15 protein-coding genes are annotated in these 16,095 nt (G+C 65.7%); 8 read left to right on the top strand and 7 right to left on the bottom strand.

Annotation, left to right across the window (positions count from 1 at the left end; translation table 11 throughout):
• On the top strand, positions 1-1,899 hold the full coding sequence (locus ACM6UT_RS14565) for a nitric oxide reductase activation protein NorD (RefSeq protein WP_416798060.1): 1,899 nt from the start codon (positions 1-3) through the stop codon (positions 1,897-1,899).
• 76 nt (positions 1,900-1,975) lie between these two features.
• Here the strand turns inward: ACM6UT_RS14565 and ACM6UT_RS14570 are convergent, their stop codons facing one another.
• The 3 genes from ACM6UT_RS14570 to ACM6UT_RS14580 all read right to left on the bottom strand — a co-directional run bounded on the left by ACM6UT_RS14570 (position 1,976) and on the right by ACM6UT_RS14580 (position 4,518).
• Positions 1,976-2,206 (bottom strand): DUF2798 domain-containing protein, encoded by a 231-nt coding sequence (locus ACM6UT_RS14570; protein WP_416798061.1) that lies wholly within the window; start codon positions 2,204-2,206, stop codon positions 1,976-1,978.
• Between the two features lie 214 nt (positions 2,207-2,420).
• A complete protein-coding gene (gene hemN / locus ACM6UT_RS14575) occupies positions 2,421-3,773 on the bottom strand; it encodes an oxygen-independent coproporphyrinogen III oxidase (RefSeq protein ID WP_416798062.1) in 1,353 nt (450 codons plus the stop codon).
• Between the two features lie 109 nt (positions 3,774-3,882).
• A complete protein-coding gene (locus tag ACM6UT_RS14580; RefSeq protein ID WP_416798063.1) occupies positions 3,883-4,518 on the bottom strand; it encodes a HupE/UreJ family protein in 636 nt (211 codons plus the stop codon).
• Between the two features lie 146 nt (positions 4,519-4,664).
• Between ACM6UT_RS14580 and ACM6UT_RS14585 the strand changes: the two genes are divergently transcribed.
• From ACM6UT_RS14585 to ACM6UT_RS14595, 3 genes are read left to right on the top strand one after another with little or no spacing between them, the layout of a single operon-like run.
• The gene (locus ACM6UT_RS14585; protein ID WP_416798064.1) at positions 4,665-5,267 is read left to right on the top strand and encodes a HupE/UreJ family protein; all 603 of its coding nucleotides are present in this window, start codon (positions 4,665-4,667) and stop codon (positions 5,265-5,267) included.
• Entirely contained in the window at positions 5,267-6,013 is a 747-nt protein-coding gene (locus tag ACM6UT_RS14590; RefSeq protein ID WP_416798065.1) for a hypothetical protein, read from the top strand. Before ACM6UT_RS14585 ends, ACM6UT_RS14590 begins: the two co-directional genes overlap by 1 nt.
• A complete protein-coding gene (locus ACM6UT_RS14595) occupies positions 6,010-6,606 on the top strand; it encodes a DUF1007 family protein (RefSeq protein ID WP_416798066.1) in 597 nt (198 codons plus the stop codon). The genes ACM6UT_RS14590 and ACM6UT_RS14595 overlap by 4 nt, the downstream gene beginning before the upstream one ends.
• Before the next feature lie 3 nt (positions 6,607-6,609).
• Here the strand turns inward: ACM6UT_RS14595 and ACM6UT_RS14600 are convergent, their stop codons facing one another.
• On the bottom strand, positions 6,610-7,491 hold the full coding sequence (locus tag ACM6UT_RS14600) for a LysR family transcriptional regulator (protein ID WP_416798067.1): 882 nt from the start codon (positions 7,489-7,491) through the stop codon (positions 6,610-6,612).
• 118 nt (positions 7,492-7,609) lie between these two features.
• On the opposite strand from ACM6UT_RS14600, the gene ACM6UT_RS14605 reads away from it, so the two are divergent.
• The gene (locus ACM6UT_RS14605; RefSeq protein WP_416798068.1) at positions 7,610-9,106 is read left to right on the top strand and encodes a CoA-acylating methylmalonate-semialdehyde dehydrogenase; all 1,497 of its coding nucleotides are present in this window, start codon (positions 7,610-7,612) and stop codon (positions 9,104-9,106) included.
• Between the two features lie 100 nt (positions 9,107-9,206).
• Here ACM6UT_RS14605 and ACM6UT_RS14610 read toward each other — a convergent pair whose 3' ends face one another.
• Complete coding sequence (locus ACM6UT_RS14610; RefSeq protein ID WP_416798090.1) at positions 9,207-10,235, bottom strand: Fe(3+) ABC transporter substrate-binding protein; 1,029 nt, start codon at positions 10,233-10,235, stop codon at positions 9,207-9,209.
• 195 nt (positions 10,236-10,430) lie between these two features.
• On the opposite strand from ACM6UT_RS14610, the gene rirA reads away from it, so the two are divergent.
• From rirA to ACM6UT_RS14625, 3 genes are all read left to right on the top strand, one after another.
• Positions 10,431-10,904, top strand: a complete 474-nt coding sequence (gene rirA / locus ACM6UT_RS14615) for an iron-responsive transcriptional regulator RirA (protein WP_416798069.1) — start codon at positions 10,431-10,433, stop codon at positions 10,902-10,904.
• Positions 10,905-11,092: 188 nt separating this feature from the next.
• On the top strand, positions 11,093-12,694 hold the full coding sequence (locus ACM6UT_RS14620) for a GMC family oxidoreductase (protein ID WP_416798070.1): 1,602 nt from the start codon (positions 11,093-11,095) through the stop codon (positions 12,692-12,694).
• A 129-nt stretch (positions 12,695-12,823) separates the two neighbouring features.
• Positions 12,824-13,309, top strand: a complete 486-nt coding sequence (locus ACM6UT_RS14625) for a gluconokinase (protein WP_416798091.1) — start codon at positions 12,824-12,826, stop codon at positions 13,307-13,309.
• Positions 13,310-13,347: 38 nt separating this feature from the next.
• On the opposite strand, the gene ACM6UT_RS14630 is transcribed toward ACM6UT_RS14625, so the two are convergent.
• Positions 13,348-14,643: an NAD(P)/FAD-dependent oxidoreductase gene (locus ACM6UT_RS14630; protein WP_416798071.1), complete on the bottom strand. Its 1,296-nt coding sequence runs from the start codon at positions 14,641-14,643 to the stop codon at positions 13,348-13,350.
• A gap of 13 nt (positions 14,644-14,656) precedes the next feature.
• A complete protein-coding gene (locus ACM6UT_RS14635; RefSeq protein WP_416798072.1) occupies positions 14,657-16,015 on the bottom strand; it encodes a glutamine synthetase family protein in 1,359 nt (452 codons plus the stop codon).
• Positions 16,016-16,095: the final 80 nt, after the last annotated feature.

A 16,095-nucleotide genomic window follows, 5' to 3' on the forward strand; every position in this document is an offset into this window, starting at 1 on the left:
ATGCTGGATTTCCTCGAACTCGAAGAGACGGTCGGACGTGCCTGGCATCGTCTGGCGGGCAACACCCGCACGTGGCCGTGCTATCCCGAGGATGCGGTAAGCCTCGATGAAATCCAGCCCGTGCTCGCCGTCTGTTTCCGTGGGTTCGGCGGTGAGCACGCCGTGCAGGTTGCACCCGCCCGCGGACGGACCTCCGGCCACCGGCTGAAGCTCCGCCAGAGACTCGGATTGGGCGAGGAGAAGCTGGTCCAGCCCGGCCGTGACCACGCGACGTTGATGTTGCCGCCGGCGATCGACCTTTTCCCGGACAAGGCGCTCAATCGCGACCTCTATATCTGGCTCGCCGCGGCCATGGCGGTGATGCCGCTCGAAGCGCTGGACGCGCGTGACCCGCTCATCCGCGACCTCGAGGCTCTCGCCCGTGCAGAGGCGACGGTCGCGACCGTCCTGTCTGCCTTTCCGGGGCTCGAACCGCGCTATCGCAGGCTCTGCGCCGCGGTGCTGAAGGAGCGTCGGCGCGGTGCCCTGCCGACCGTCGAGCAGCATGTCGAGGACCGCATACGCGACCTCCTGCTGAAGGGTGTCGGCCGGCTTGCCGAGCCCGAGCCGCATCGGTTTCCGGAACGTGCGCCGCCTGGCTACCTGCCGATGCTGCCGGTGCCGCTCTGGCCGGACGCATTGATCCGCGAGGAGAGCGACGCCCGGACGGACGAGGATTCGCCCGCCTCCGCCGCAGACCGTCAGGCCGGTAATGCCGGCCGTCACGTCGCGACCCGCGAAAAGAAGGACAGACGCGAGCAGTCCCGCAGCCCCTTCATTCTCAACCGCTTCGAAAAGATCCTCGCCATGGCCGAGATGGTCAATGTCGACCGCCCCGGCGACGACAGCGACGACCACGACGCCGCAGCGGCCGAGGAACTGGACGACATGACGCTCGGCGAGCGCAAGGGCAGGCCCTCGGCGCGCTTCCGTTTCGACCTCGACCTGCCGCCGGAGGCGCTGGACCGCACGCCGCTCACCGCGGAACTCAGCTATCCGGAATGGGACTACCGGTCAAACGCCTACCTGAAGAACCATTGCCGCGTGCTCGCGAGCCCCGCCCCGGTGGAGGGCGAGACACTGGAGGCCCGCGACGAGATGCGCAGCCTCATCCGACGGGTGAAGCGGCAGTTCGAAGTGCTGCGGCCGCGCCACGAGGTGCTGCGGGCACAGATCGACGGGTCGGATCTCGACCTCGACGCGGTGGTGCGGGCGAGGACCGACCTTGCCGCCGGCGGGCAGGGCAGCGACCGTGTCCACCTGATGAGCCGCCCGCGGGCCCACGATCTCGCCGTCTCGATCCTCGTCGACGTCTCGCTCTCGACGGATGCGTGGTTCGACGACCGCCGGGTGCTCGATGTCGAGAAGGAGGCTCTGCTGGTGCTCGCGCACGGGCTTTCGGCCTGCGGCGACAACCACTCGATCCTGACCTTCACCTCGCGCCGGCGCTCCTGGGTGCGGGTTGAGACGGTCAAGGATTTCGGCGAGCCGATGAATGCCACGGTGGAGCGTCGTATCGCGGCGCTGAAGCCCGGCTATTACACCCGCATCGGGGCGGCGATCCGTCACGCCACCGCGGGGCTCAAGGAACAGCCGAACCGGCGGCGCCTGCTTCTGGTGCTGACCGACGGCAAGCCGAATGATGTCGATCACTACGAAGGACGTTTCGCGCTCGAAGACAGCCGTCGTGCGGTCATCGAGGCGCGCCGGTCGGGTGTGCAGGTGTTCGGCGTGACGGTGGACAGGGAGGCACAAGCCTACGTGCCGGCGATCTTCGGACAGAACGGCTATGCGATCGTTTCGCACATCGCCCGGCTGCCCTCGGCGCTGCCGGCGATTTACCGCGGCCTGGCCGGATAGGGCGGAAAGCCGGCTGCGGGAAGGCCCGGCGAGGTGGGGATCGCCGGGCCTTACATTTTTTGAGGGGAAGCCGAACTCAGCGCGCGCTGAGTTTTCTCAGCCGGTGGGCGAGATAGAAGCCGAGACGGCTGACGAACAGCGTCAGCACGAAGGCGATCGGCCAAGCGATGATGAACTGGCGCGGCCATATCCTGAGCCACTCGGCGGTCGGCCCGAGCGCAATCAGCGACATGATGCCTGACATCGAAAGAGCCATCATCAGCGTTATCAGGAGTTGGGCAAGCAGGAGCGTAGGTCGGTCGATCATGGTTTTTCCGTTGTTGCGGAGGTGCCATGGCGGACCTTGCGATCCGTGCGGCACCTACCTGGAAGAGGTTGGTGCCGTGGGTTCGCGTGTCGCGACTATATCCCGTGCTCGACGGGGACCGGAATAACCACACCGGTCTTGAATTTTTTCGGCATCCGTCGGGTACGTCGCGACGGATGCGTTGTCAATGCCGCCGCCCGGCGCGCGTCCGTCCTCACGCCACCTTGGAATAGGTACGGCCTGCCTCCGCCAGATAGGCATCGAAGCACGCGGCGACGGAACGGATGAGGAAGCGGTGGTCGGGCTTCACCGTGAGCACGCCGTCATCGAGATCCACGACGCCGTCGCCGTTCAGCCGTTCGAGCATCGTGTTTGCATCGAGCAGCACTTCCGGATCAAAGCCATGCTCGCCCGCAATCCCGTGAAGATCGGCGCGGAAATCGCACATCAGCCGCTCGATCACCGCCGCCCGCAGCCGGTCCTCGGCCGTCAGCCGATAGCCCTTCGCGGTCGCGAGCCGGCCCGAGGCGACGTGCTGGGCATATTGCCCGATCGCCACCTCGTTCTGGGCATAGCCTACCGCAGTGCGCCCGATCGCCGAGGCGCCGAGGCCGATCAGGGTCTTGCAGGCATCTGTCGTGTAGCCCTGGAAATTCCGGTGCAGCCGCCCCTGCCGCTGGGCAAGCGAGAGCTCGTCCTCGGGCAGCGCGAAATGATCGAGCCCGATGCGCTGGTATCCGGCGGCGACAAGCGTCTCGGCGATGGCCTCGGCCTGTGCATTGCGTTCGGAGGCACCCGGAAGCGCCGCCTCGTCGATCATCCGCTGGTGCTTCTTGAACGCCGGGATATGCGCGTAGCCGAAGACGGCGAACCGGTCTGGCCGCATGGCGATCGCCGTTTCGGCCGTCTCGACGCAGGAGCGGACCGTCTGGTGCGGCAGGCCGTAGATGAGATCGAAATTGATGCTGTCGACACCCGTCCGGCGCAGTCCCGTTGCCGCGTCCTCCGTCTGTTCTGCCGTCTGGATGCGGTTGATCGCCTTCTGCACCACCGGATCGAAGCTCTGCACGCCGAGGCTTGCACGGTTGACGCCGGCCTGTCCGAGGGCGGCGATCATTTCTGCCTTCAGCGTTCGCGGATCGATCTCGACGGCGACCTCGGCTGCAGGCGAGAAATCGAAGTTCTGCTGCAGGAAAGCCATGAGATCGAGGAACTCGGCGGCTTCCATGATCGTCGGCGTGCCGCCGCCGAAATGCACGTTACCGACGCGCAGCTGCCGTTTCGCAGCGGCACCGACGGCGCGGACCTCGCGCTTCAGCACCTCAAGATAGTCGAGGATCGGCTGGTCCTTCTGGGTGATGGAGGTATGGCAGCCGCAATACCAGCACATCGACCGGCAGAAGGGGATATGCAGATAGAGGGAAACGGCTTCGTGCGCCGGGACCGCCGCAAGCCAGTCGCCATAGGTTCCGGCGCCGATCGCGGCAGAGAAGCGGGGTGCGGTCGGATAGCTGGTATAGCGCGGCAGGCGCGCGTCGCCATAGGTTTCGATGAAGTTCTTGTCCATGTCGCTTCAACCCTCGTTCGGTGATGAAGCGCACGCTAGTGCGGGGACGGGACTTGTTCTTTGTTAAATCCCAAGGAGCGGCACGATTGCCTCTCTGGCGAAAACTAACCTAGACGAGCAGGTAATAGACGCCGCTTGCGGCAATCAGACCGCCGAGTGCGCGCACGACGTAGCCCTGATAAAGCCGGCCGAGCGCGAAGCCGATGCCGATCCCGAGGATGTGGATGAGGCCGGTCGAGACGACGAAGCCGACGGTGAAGGCTGCGGGATCGGTCGCCCTCAGCGTCAGCTGCCCATGCGGATAGCCGTGGAAGATCGCGAAGAAGGCGACGATGACGAGCGCCGCCCATTCCGGCGCCACCCAGCGGGCGGCGATCACGCCGCCGAGCACCAGCAGCGAGACGGCAATCGCGATCCGGATAAGCTCGTCGGGAAAGAGCCCGAGCATGCCGGCGAAGCCGCCGACGCACATGATGAGCGGGAAGGTGGCCGGAAGCGCCCACACAGACCGGCCTCCCATCTGCGCGCCCCAGAGCCCGACCGCCAGCATCGCGAGAAAGTGATCGAAGCCGGCGAGCGGATGGCCGAAGCCGCTGCCGAAGCCGCCCATGACGCCGCCGAGCGCATGGGCAGAGGCTTCCGCGGGCACGGCCGCCATTGCGACCGCCCCGAGAACGGCTGGCAGGAAAGATGGGCCGCGGCGGCGGGTTCTTGGCCGGCGGGGAGACTTCGGCGGGCGGATCATGGCATTTCTCCAGGCTACATGACGGCGGAGAACAACCGCCTCCGACACGATCCATCTACAATCTCCGGTGATTCGGATATAGTCGAGGCCCGACTCGCCAGCTATCTGCCGGCGGCCTGCGACACGTCGAACGGGAGATCGCACCCATGCTGTTTTCGAATGCACCGCGTCGTTTGGCGGCAGTCCTGCTTTCCGGCCTTGCACTGGCGACGGTGCCGGCCGTGGCACAGGCCCACATCCTGCAGGGGCAGGCCGGCGGCTTCCTCCACGGCTTCGAGCATCCCCTTTCGGGCGTCGACCACATGCTGGCGATGTTTTGCGTCGGCCTCTGGGGCGCGCAGATGGGCGGCCGCGCCGTCTGGAGCCTGCCGATCGCCTTCCCGCTGATCATGGTCGCCGGCGGCATGATGGGAATTGCCGGCGTTCCGCTACCGGCCGTCGAAAGCGGCATTGCCCTTTCGATCATCGTCCTCGGCGCCTCGATCGCCCTGCTGTGGCGTCCGCCGGAATGGCTCGCGCTCGCGGTGATCGGCATCTTTGCGATCTTCCACGGCTATGCCCACGGCGCCGAACTGCCGAACGCCACCGACCCGGCCGACTATGCGATCGGTTTCGTGGTCGCGACGGGTCTCATCCATATCGCCGGCGTCGCGGTCGGGCTTCTCTTCCAGCGCGTGCGTGCGGGCGAGCTGTCGCGTGCGCTCGGCGGGCTGATCGGCCTCGGCGGCCTCTACTTCCTCGTTTCCTGATGTCGCTGCAAATGCCGGTGGCGGCGCCGTCGCGTCGAAGTCTTCGTCTGGCGGCGTGTGCGCTTGCACTCGCCGGCGCCGTGGCACTTGCTGCCTCCGCCTACCAGTCCGGCTGGCAGGGCAATTGGCTTCTTGCTTCCGTCTTCACCTCCGAACGCATCCTGCCGCTTGTCGGCCTCGGCCTTCTTCTCGGCCAGTTGCCGCGGCGGGCGTTGCCGTTCGCCCTGGCATCCCTCGTGTTGGGAGCGGCCGCCGGCATCCTCCTGCGCGAGCCCTTCTTCGCGCTGATGGCGCAAGTGCCGGGCGCTGCGGCGCACTTATTCCTCACCGGCCCAATCGCCTGCGTGCTCATCGGCCTGCCACTCGTGCTGCCGCGTGGCGCGCGGGTGTGGATCGCTCTGCCGCTGCTGGCGCCGACGGGCCCGGCTCTTGCGATTGCGACGCTTCTCGGCGACCCGACCCTGCACGAGTGGAGCTACCGGCCGCTGGCCTTTGCCGCTGAAATCTGGCTCTCGGCCACCGCGGCGCTCGCCGCGGCCGCCTTCGACCGGGCCTGGCTCACCGTTGCCGCCCGCATCTTCGCGAGCTGGCTGATCGCCATCGGCTTTCTCTACGGCGGGGCGTATATGGCGACCAGGCGCACCGCGCTCGAGCCTCCGCCGTTTCCGGCGCTGCCGGCCGACGGTGCGTTCCCGGGCTTCGGGCGCGTCCTGCAGGAGCTCGACGGAAAGGAGCCTGCCGGATGATCCGCCGTTCTTTGCCGGTTCGGGCGTTCGTCGCCTCTCTCTTCTGGCTGACGTCTGCGGGTCTCGCGGCGAGCCATCCGGATATCGCCGTGACCGCGCGCGTGCTGTTCGATGTAAAGGCCGGCCGGCTGGTCGCGGTCGCCGAGAACCTCGCAGTCGACGAAGCCTCGAGCCGCCGCATTATCGGCCGGTTCGATGCGGATGGTGACGGTACCTTCGATCCGGCCGAACGCGTCGCGATGCACCATGCGCTGACCGGCGACCTCGGCGGGTTCGGCTTCTTCGCGGAGCTCTCGGCAGACGGAGAGCGGGTGGCTCTCGATATACCGGACGTCTTCGACGCGACCATCTCCGATGGCGTCGTGACCGTCGTCTTCGGCTTCCGGCTCAAGGAGCCCGTCGCGCTCGCCGGCCGCAAGATCGAACTCATGTTGCGGGATCGCGACTATATCGCCGCCGTGGCCTTCGCCGTGGATCGGCCTGCGCTCGTCCGGGGCGGCGAGGGCTGCACCGTCGGGCGGGAGACGCGCCCCGCCGATGCCTATTTCGGCGGCCTGGTCGTGCCGGAAGCGGTCGTCCTCGCCTGCCGCTGAGCGTCAGAGGAAAATCTTGCGTTCCTCGTTCACCAGCTCCTGCAGGTATTGGACGACGGTGCGCACACGGGTTAGATCGCGGGCGCTTTCGTGGAAGATCGTCCAGTAGGCGCGCCGGATCGCCACGTCCGGCAGCACGCGGCAGAGCTCCGGATACTGCCGGGCGATATAGGTGTGAAGGATGCCGATTCCGGCTCCGGAACGCACCGCCTCGGTCTGCCCGATCGCGCTCGATATCTCGAAGGCGGAATCCCAGCTGCGCGAAATTTCGCCGGTGTAATTCAGCGAGGCGGAGTAGATGAGGTCTTCCACGTAGCCGATCAGGTTGTGTTCTTTCAGCGCCTCGACATTCGCCGGACCTCCTGCTTCCGAGAGATAGTCGCGCGAGGCATAGAGGCCGAGCGCATATTCCGTGAGCTTGGAGGAGACGAGCCGACCGGTCTCCGGGCGCTCGACGGTGATCGCAATATCGGCCTCGCGGCTCGACAGCGAGAACGCCCGCGGCACCGGCACGAGCTGGATCTTGAGCTGCGGGTGGCGGTCGATCAGCCGTCCCAGCCGCGGCGCGAGGAAGGCGACGCCGAACCCGTCCGGCGCGCCGATCCGGACCGTTCCGGCGACCGCCGTGTCGGTGCGTCCGAGCCGGGCCTGGGCGGCGAGCATCTCGGTTTCGATACGCTCGGCGGAGACGAGAAAGCCTTCGCCTTCGGCGGTGAGCTCGCAGCCGTTGGTGCGCCGGACGAAGAGCCGGGTCTGCAGTGCCTCCTCAAGCGCGGTCAGCCGTCGTGACAGGGTCGCATGATTGACTCCGAGCCGCCGGGATGCAGCAAGGATCTGGCCGGCCCGCGCCACCGCAAGGAAGATGCGAACGTCATCCCAGTTCACGCGCGACTGCCTCCTCGAAGCATTAGTTTCTGCACAACAGATGCGTATATCATCGCGTTGTGTTGTGCAAATTAAAGTGGGATGCTGAACCCAGCGAAAAACCTGAGGAGGCACATCCATGTATGAGATCGGGCACTTTATCGACGGCAAGCGCGTCGCCGGCACCAGCGGCCGCACCGCTCCCGTCTACAATCCGGCGACCGGCGAAGTGCAGGCGCAGGTGGCGCTTGCAAGCGCCGCAGAACTGAACGCCGCCGTCCAGTCCGCCAAGGCTGCCCAGCCGAAATGGGCTGCCACCAACCCGCAGCGCCGCGCCCGCGTATTCATGAAGTTCGTTCAGCTTCTGAACGACCACATGGACGAGCTTGCCGAAATGCTGTCGCGTGAGCACGGCAAGACCATCGAAGACGCCAAGGGCGACGTCGTCCGCGGCCTCGAGGTCTGCGAGTTCGTGATCGGCATTCCGCATCTTTCCAAGAGCGAGTTCACCGAAGGCGCCGGCCCGAACATCGATATGTATTCGATCCGCCAGCCGGTCGGCATCGGCGCCGGCATCACGCCCTTCAACTTCCCCGGCATGATCCCGATGTGGATGTTCGCGCCGGCCATCGCCTGCGGCAACGCTTTCATCCTGAAGCCGTCCGAGCGTGACCCGTCCGTGCCGATGCGCCTTGCCGAACTGATGATCGAGGCTGGCCTTCCTGCCGGCATCCTCAACGTCGTCAACGGCGACAAGGAAGCCGTCGACGGCATCCTCAACCACCCGGAAATCGGCGCCGTCTCCTTCGTCGGCTCGACACCGATCGCCCGTTACGTCTACGGCACGGCCGCGATGAACGGCAAGCGCGCCCAGTGCTTCGGCGGCGCCAAGAACCACATGATCATCATGCCCGATGCCGACATGGACCAGGCCGCCAACGCCCTGATAGGCGCCGGCTACGGTTCGGCCGGCGAGCGCTGCATGGCGATTTCGGTCGCCGTTCCGGTCGGCGAGGAAACCGCCAACCGCCTCATCGACAAGCTTACCCCGATGGTCGAGTCCCTGCGCATCGGCCCCTACACCGACGAAAAGGCCGACATGGGCCCGCTCGTCACCAAGGAAGCACGCGAGCGCGTTCTCGGCCTCATCAACCGTGGTGTGGAGCAGGGTGCGAAGCTCGTCGTCGACGGCCGCGATTTCAAGCTGCAGGGCTATGAGAACGGCAACTTCGTCGGCGGCTTCCTGTTCGACAATGTCACCCCGGACATGGATATCTACAAGACCGAGATCTTCGGACCGGTTCTCTCGGTGGTCCGCGCCAAGAACTATGAAGATGCGCTCTCCCTGCCGATGAAGCACGAATACGGCAATGGCGTCGCGATCTTCACCCGTGACGGCGATGCTGCCCGCGACTTCGCGAGCCGCATCAATATCGGCATGGTCGGCGTCAACGTTCCGATCCCGGTTCCGCTCGCCTACCACTCTTTCGGCGGCTGGAAGGCTTCGTCCTTCGGCGACCTGAACCAGCACGGCACGGACTCGATCAAGTTCTGGACCCGCACCAAGACGGTCACGAGCCGCTGGCCGTCCGGCATTAAGGATGGCGCCGAGTTCTCCATTCCGACGATGAAGTAAGATAATTGCCGTACCCCCCGGCTTTTCCGGTCGAGAGGGCGCCGCAAAGCAAAACGGGCCCGAAAGGGCCCGTTCGTATTTCATGGGAAGCGTTCGCCGATTACATCGACGGGCCGTCGTTGAGGCCGACCTTGTCGACGAGCTCCGAGGCCTTCTTGCGGTTTGAGGCGACTTCGGCGAGCGGCAGCGTGTCGGGCTTGATCTCGCCGAAGGACGCGACGACGTCGGAGACCTTGGCGCCCGGCATGACCGGATATTCGAAGACCTGCTCAGCATAGATTTCCTGTGCCTCCTTCGAGGCGAGGAATTCCATGAACTTCACGGCATTGTCCTTGTTCGGCGCGTATTTGGCGAGCGCCATGCCGGAAATGTTGACATGGGTGCCACGGTCGGCCGCGTTCGGGAAGAGAACCTTGATGGCGGCCGCCCATTCCTTCTCTTCCGGCTCCTTGTCGTTGGTGATCATCAGGCCGACGTAATAGGTATTACCGAGCGCGATGTCGCATTCGCCGGACATGATCGCCTTGGCTTGGCTGCGGTCGTTGCCGTCCGGCTTGCGGGCGAGGTTTTCCTTGAGGCCGCGCAGCCATTTCTCGGTGTATTCCTCGCCGTGGTGGGCGACCATCGAGGCGAAGAGGCCGATATTGTAGGAGTGCTGGCCGTCACGCATGCAGATCTTGCCCTTCCACTTGGGATCGGCGAGTTCCTCGTAGGTGATGGCGTCGTCCTTCACGCGCTCCTTCGAGGCATAGACGACGCGGCCACGGGTGGTGAGGCCGAACCAGTCGCCCGCCGGATCGCGGTACTGGGCGGGAATCTGCTTGTTGATCGCCTCGTCGGAAAGCGGCTGGGTGACACCGCCGGCCTTCGCCTCGACCAGGCGGCCGATGTCGACCGTCAGGATCACGTCGGCCGGGGAATTGACGCCTTCGGCACTGATGCGTTCGACGAGGCCCTTGTCGAGGAAGAGCACATTCGCCTCGATGCCGGTTTCCTTGGTGAAGGCATCGATCAGCGGCTGGATGAGTTCCGGCTGGCGATAGGAGTAGATGTTGACCTCGCCGTCGGCCAGCGCCATCTCGCCTGCTGCAAAAAATGTCGCCGAAGCGAGAAGACCCGTACGCAGCATCCGTGAAAACGTCATGAAGGTGTCCCTTCCTGTCTCGTGTTGCATATTCTTGAGCGTAATAGTCATGAATATGGAGAGGTGTCAACGGACTCTTCGTCGCAGAGGCGGTGTGGAAATGTTAACTTGACTATTTTGGAATTGTTCAAAAGTACAAAAGGTCCTATATAGGGGAAACCCAAGCACGAGGAGTCATGCATGCGTTTGACGAAGCAGACCAATTATGCCGTGCGCATGCTGATGTACTGCGCGGCGAACAAGGGCCGTCTGAGCCGCATCCCGGAGATCGCCAAGGCTTACGGCGTTTCGGAACTGTTCCTGTTCAAGATCCTGCAGCCGCTCAACAAGGCGGGTCTGGTGGAAACCGTCCGCGGCCGCAACGGCGGCGTGCGGCTCGGCCGGCCGTCCGACAAGATTACCTTGTTCGACGTGGTGAAGGTCACCGAAGACAGTTTTGCGATGGCCGAGTGTTTCGAGGATGACGGCGAGATCGATTGCCCTCTCGTCGACAGCTGCGGGCTGAATGCGGCCCTGCGCCGCGCGCTCGGCGCCTTCTTCGAGGTCCTGTCGGAGTACACGATCGAGGACCTCGTCAAGGCGCGTCCGCACATCAACTTCCTGCTCGGCCTGCCCGAGGCGCCGGCAAAGGCAGTCTCCGCCCCGGCGGCCTGATCGCGACCGTCATCGTCCTATCGAAGCCCGCCGGTCCGAGAGACCGGCGGGTTTCGTTTGTCGGCCGCTCCGAAATCGTCGGTTGAGCGAACGAGCCCTCTTGAGCGGTCGCTCCGGTCCGTTTACGTATACGTAAACGGAAAAGCGACGCCACGGAACGTCGCGCGCCGGGGCCTTGGGAGGGGACCATGTTCGACTATGTGATCGCTGGCGGCGGCTCGGCGGGTGCGGTTCTGGCTGCGAGACTGAGCGAGGACCCCGACGTCAAGGTTTGCCTATTGGAGGCGGGCGGCATGGGGCGCGAACTGCTGCTGCGTGTGCCGTCGGGTGCGGCCGCCGTCGTGCCGGGGCGGTTGCCCTTTGCCAACTGGGCCTTCGAGACCGAGCCGCAGGCAGGCCTGAACGGCAGGCGCGGCTACCAGCCGCGCGGACGCGGTCTCGGCGGCTCGAGCCTCATCAACGCCATGCTCTACGTTCGCGGCCATGCCGGCGACTACGACGACTGGGCCGCGGCCGGCTGCACCGGCTGGTCCTTTTCCGACGTGCTGCCCTGGTTCCTCAAGGCAGAGGACAATATCCGCGGAGCCGGTCCGCTTCACGGCGCCGGCGGGCCGCTGCAGGTCAGCGATGCCGACTGGGCGCGGCCGGTGAACCAGGCCTTCATCGCCGCCGGCGAGGAACGCGGCTTTCGCCGCAACGACGATTTCAACGGTCCGGACCAGGAGGGGATCGGTCTCTACCAGGCGACGCAGTTCTGGCGCGGTCCGCGCAAGGGCGAGCGTTGCTCGGCCTCCGCCGCTTACCTCTCCGACCATCTCGGCCGGACGAACCTGACGATCATAACCGGCGCGCGGGCGAGCCGCGTGCTTGTCGAGCACGGCCGCGCCCACGCCGTCGCCTACCGCCTCGGCCGCCGCGAACTGGTCGCCCGTGCGGCGCGCGAGGTGATCGTCGCCTGCGGTGCGCTGCAGTCGCCGCAGCTGCTGATGCTCTCCGGCATCGGTCCCGCGGACGAGTTGCGCCGCCACGGCATTGCGGTCGTCGCCGACAGTCCGGAGGTCGGGCGCAACCTGCAGGACCATCTCGATTTCACCATGATCTACCGCTCGCGTGACCGCGACATGATCGGCATCGGCCTTCATGGCACGGCCGACATCGCCCGGTCGTCGCGGGAATGGCGGCGTGAGGGCACCGGGCATCTGCGTTCGACGTTCGCCGAGTCGGGCGCCTTCCTGAAGACCGATCCGGCACTCGACCGGCCCGACATCCAGCTCCACTTCGTCGTCGCCATGGTCGACGATCACGCCCGTCGGCTGCATATGGGCTACGGCTATTCCTGCCATGTCTGTCTGCTCAGGCCGCATTCGCGCGGGGCAGTGACGTTGAGGAGCGCCGATCCGCTGGCGGCTCCCCGCATCGACCCAGCCTATCTCTCCGACCCGCGTGACATGGCGGGCATGCTCGCCGGCACGAAGGTGATGCGCGACATCATGGAGGCAGGCGCGCTCGCCGGCTATCGCAAGCGCGAACTCTACGCCGAGGCCGGCGGCTCGGATGCGGCACTCACCGAGCGTATTCGCGCTCGCGCCGACACGATCTACCATCCCGTCGGCACCTGCCGCATGGGGTCCGACGACCGCGCCGTCGTCGATCCGGCACTCCGGGTCCGCGGCGTCGAGGGACTTCGCGTCGTCGACGCCTCGGTGATGCCGACGTTGATCGGCGGCAACACGAATGCGCCGGTCATCATGATGGCCGAGAAGATCGCCGCCGAGATGCTTGAGGACTGACTGCAGATCACGTTCACGGCGGGTGGACTTGGACGCGCCGATCGCTATCTTCCGCTTCGTCGCAACGAGCACGGCGGGAGTGGACAGGTGGAGCGGACGGAAACGGGAGCGCCGGGGGCGATCATCGTGATGGGGGTCTGCGGCTGCGGCAAGTCGTCCGTCGGTGCCGCGATCGCGGAACGCCTCGGCCTGCCCTTCATCGAAGGCGATGTCCTGCATCCGAAATCGAATGTCGAGAAGATGTCGCGCGGCGAACCCTTGAATGACGAAGACCGCTGGCCGTGGCTCGAAATCATCGGCCGGAGGATGGCGGACGCGCTGGGACGAGGCGAGGGGATCGTCGTCTCCTGCTCGGCGCTGAAGAAGGTCTATCGCGACCGGCTGCGCGCTACGGTGGGCGGCCGGCTCTCCTTCGTCTATCTCGAAGGCACGCACGAACTGCTGAGCGAGCGGATGGGGTCGCGCACCGGCCATTTCATGCCGACCTCTCTCCTCGACAGCCAGCTTGCAACGCTCGAAGTGCCAACCGGCGAGCCGTGCGTCGTGACGGTCGATATCGACCGGGAGATCGACGAGGTCGCCGACATTGCCGTTGCGGGGCTTTCGATTCGTTGAGAAAATGAGCGGGCTGTTCGGTGCCCGCTCGATGCTCCTCAGACGCCGAGCTTGTCGCGCAGGCCGTACCACCACGCGCCGAGAACGGTGAGGGGCACGCGGAAGGTCCTACCGCCGGGGAAGGGAAGTGCCGGCAGCGAGGCCCAGACGTCGAAGCGACCGGCATGGCCGCGGACGGCCTCGCCAAGGATCTTGCCGAGGAGATGGGTCGTCGTCACCCCGTGGCCGGAATCGCCGTGGGAGAAATAGACGTTCTCCGAAAGCCGGCCGATATGCGGGATGCGTGTCAGCGTCAGCGCGAAATTGCCGCTCCAGGCGAAGTCGATCCGGGCACCCTTCAGCTGCGGGAAGGTCTTCAGCATGTTCGGGCGGATGACACCGGTGAGGTTTGCCGGGTCGTGCCCGCCATAGCCGATGCCGCCGCCGTAGAGCAGCCGGTTGTCGGCGGTGCGGCGGTAGTAGTCGAGCACGTAGTTGGCGTCCTCGACGCAGTAGTTGGCCGGAAGAAGATCCTCGATCAGCTTCGCGTCGAGCGGCTCCGTCGCCATCACCTGACTGGAGACCGGCATCATCCGGTCGGTGATCTTCGGCAGCATGGAGCCGAGATAGGCGTTGCCGCAGACGAGCACGTATTTCGCCTTCACCCGGCCCCTGGCCGTCTTCACGACGGGGCTCGCGCCCATGTCAAGGCCGGTGACCCGCGACTTCTCGAAGATCCGCACGCCGAGCCCTTCGGCGGCGGCGGCCTCGCCGAGCACGAGATTGAGCGGATGAATGTGGCCGCCGAGGCGGTCGATCATACCGCCGACATAGCGGTCGGTCTTCGCGTAGCGGCCGACCTCGGATTTCGAGACCATCTCAAGCCCGGTATGCCCGTGCTTCTCCCAGTTCGCCTTCACATGCGCCATTTCCTTGACCTGCTTGTCGGTGAAGGCGGCGAAGAAGCCGCCGTCGACGAGGTCGCAGCGAATGCCGTATGTCGCGACGCGGCGGCGGATGATCTCGCCACCCTCGAGCGACATCTCGCCGAGCTTCACGGCCTTCTCCGGGCCGTAGCGCTTGGCGATCACGTCGAGGTCACGGCTGTAGCCGTTGACGATCTGACCGCCGTTGCGGCCGGAGGCGCCGAAGCCGATCCGCTCGCCTTCGAGCACCACCACCGAGAAACCGTTTTCGGCAAGTTCCAGCGCCGCGGAAATACCGGTGAAGCCGGCGCCGATCACGCAGACGTCGGCCTCCGTCTCGCCTTCGAGTTCGGGCCGGACGCGCTTGTCGTTGGCACTTGCCGCATACCAGGAATTGGCGTGGCCGGGATTGGTCGGGGAAGTTTGCATCGTCCTGTTCCTCTCAAACGGTCCGGATGTAGGCGTCGTATTCCACGTCGGTGACGCGGAGCGAGAATTCCGAGATTTCCTGCTGTTTGCAGGCGGTATAGAGCCCGCGGTACTTCGGGCCGAGCGCCGCATAGGCAAAGCTCGACTTCGAAAAACGCTGCAGCGACTGGTCCCAGTTGGTCGGGAGCGGCTCGTGATTGATCGCATGCTCGTCGCCGCTGATCGCGCCACCGGGCTGCGTCTTTTCCTTCATGCCGGCGAGCGCGGCGCTCAGGATCATCGCGACGACGAGATAGGGGTTCGTGTCGGCGCCGGCGACGCGATGCTCGATGCGGGTCGCGGGCCGGCTTGCGGTGATGACGCGCACGGCCGCCGAGCGGTTGTCGAAGCCCCAGGAGGCATAGGTCGGCGCGTGCTCCGACGGCCGCAGCCGGCGATAGGAATTCTGGTGGGGCGCGAAGACCGCCATGCTCTCGCCCATGGACTCCAGAAGCCCGCCGACCGAATGGAAGAGCGCCTCCGTCGGCCCGTCTTCACCGGCATAGATGTTGGCACCGGCCTCGTCGAGCACCGAGAAATGGACATGCATGCCGCTGCCGGCCTGCATGCCGTAGGGCTTCGCCATGAAGGTGGCGTCGAGATCGTGGCAGCGGGCAACGCCCTTGACGATGCGTTTCAGGAGCACCGCATAGTCGGCGGCTGCAAGCGCGTCCGGCACGTGGTTCAGGTTGATCTCGTACTGGCCGGGGCCGTTTTCGCGCAGCGTCGTGTCGGCCGGCACTTTCTGCGCGCGCGCGGCGGTGGAGATCGCGTAAAAAACCTCTTCGAAGTCCTGCAGTTCGGCGATCGACAGCACCTGCGTCTGGCCGGTATGCCAGCGGCCCTCGCGGGTCTTCGGCGGGCGCACCGGATCGAGCGCCGAGCGGACCGGATCGATAAGGTAGAATTCGAGCTCGGTCGCAACGACCGGCGTCAGACCGAGCTTGCGGTAGCGCTCGACCACGCTTGCCAGCACGTTGCGCGGATTGGCGTAGAAGCCGCTGCCGTCCGGATTGCGCATCTCGAGCAGCACCTGCGCCGTCGGCCGCGACAGCCAGGTGACGCGCGACAGCGTGCCGGGAACCGGAAAGCAGAGCCCATCGGGGTCGCCCGTGCCTTCCGCGAGGCCGGCGGCATTGACGTCGCGTCCCCAGACGTCGAGCGCATAGACCGAGCGCGGCATCGCCATGCCTTTGGTCAGGACGTCGAGGGCGCGCTCGCGCGGGATCCACTTGCCCCGCGGCACGCCGTTGACGTCGATGACGAAGGCTTCCAGCACTTCGATGTCGGGGTTTGCTTCGAAAAAGGTTTTGGCTTGGCTTTCAATATCCATAAGGCACCGGCAATGGTTTCAACGATCTGACCCGCGCATGCGGAAAATGCACGCGCAAACGGTATCGAGCGACGCTAACG

Origin of the sequence: Ciceribacter azotifigens, assembly GCF_048159625.1 — a bacterium.
Taxonomy (GTDB): Bacteria; Pseudomonadota; Alphaproteobacteria; order Rhizobiales; family Rhizobiaceae; genus Allorhizobium; species Allorhizobium azotifigens.

Bases quoted from the DNA above. Each gene is read 5' to 3' on its own strand.
- ACM6UT_RS14565 (WP_416798060.1), top strand. From the start codon at position 1: ATGCTGGATTTCCTCGAACTCGAAGAGACGGTCGGACGTGCCTGGCAT.
- ACM6UT_RS14570 (WP_416798061.1), bottom strand. From the start codon at position 2,206: ATGATCGACCGACCTACGCTCCTGCTTGCCCAACTCCTGATAACGCTG.
- hemN (WP_416798062.1), bottom strand. From the start codon at position 3,773: ATGGACAAGAACTTCATCGAAACCTATGGCGACGCGCGCCTGCCGCGC.
- ACM6UT_RS14580 (WP_416798063.1), bottom strand. From the start codon at position 4,518: ATGATCCGCCCGCCGAAGTCTCCCCGCCGGCCAAGAACCCGCCGCCGC.
- ACM6UT_RS14585 (WP_416798064.1), top strand. From the start codon at position 4,665: ATGCTGTTTTCGAATGCACCGCGTCGTTTGGCGGCAGTCCTGCTTTCC.
- ACM6UT_RS14590 (WP_416798065.1), top strand. From the start codon at position 5,267: ATGTCGCTGCAAATGCCGGTGGCGGCGCCGTCGCGTCGAAGTCTTCGT.
- ACM6UT_RS14595 (WP_416798066.1), top strand. From the start codon at position 6,010: ATGATCCGCCGTTCTTTGCCGGTTCGGGCGTTCGTCGCCTCTCTCTTC.
- ACM6UT_RS14605 (WP_416798068.1), top strand. From the start codon at position 7,610: ATGTATGAGATCGGGCACTTTATCGACGGCAAGCGCGTCGCCGGCACC.
- ACM6UT_RS14610 (WP_416798090.1), bottom strand. From the start codon at position 10,235: ATGCTGCGTACGGGTCTTCTCGCTTCGGCGACATTTTTTGCAGCAGGC.
- rirA (WP_416798069.1), top strand. From the start codon at position 10,431: ATGCGTTTGACGAAGCAGACCAATTATGCCGTGCGCATGCTGATGTAC.
- ACM6UT_RS14620 (WP_416798070.1), top strand. From the start codon at position 11,093: ATGTTCGACTATGTGATCGCTGGCGGCGGCTCGGCGGGTGCGGTTCTG.
- ACM6UT_RS14625 (WP_416798091.1), top strand. From the start codon at position 12,824: ATGGGGGTCTGCGGCTGCGGCAAGTCGTCCGTCGGTGCCGCGATCGCG.
- ACM6UT_RS14630 (WP_416798071.1), bottom strand. From the start codon at position 14,643: ATGCAAACTTCCCCGACCAATCCCGGCCACGCCAATTCCTGGTATGCG.
- ACM6UT_RS14635 (WP_416798072.1), bottom strand. From the start codon at position 16,015: ATGGATATTGAAAGCCAAGCCAAAACCTTTTTCGAAGCAAACCCCGAC.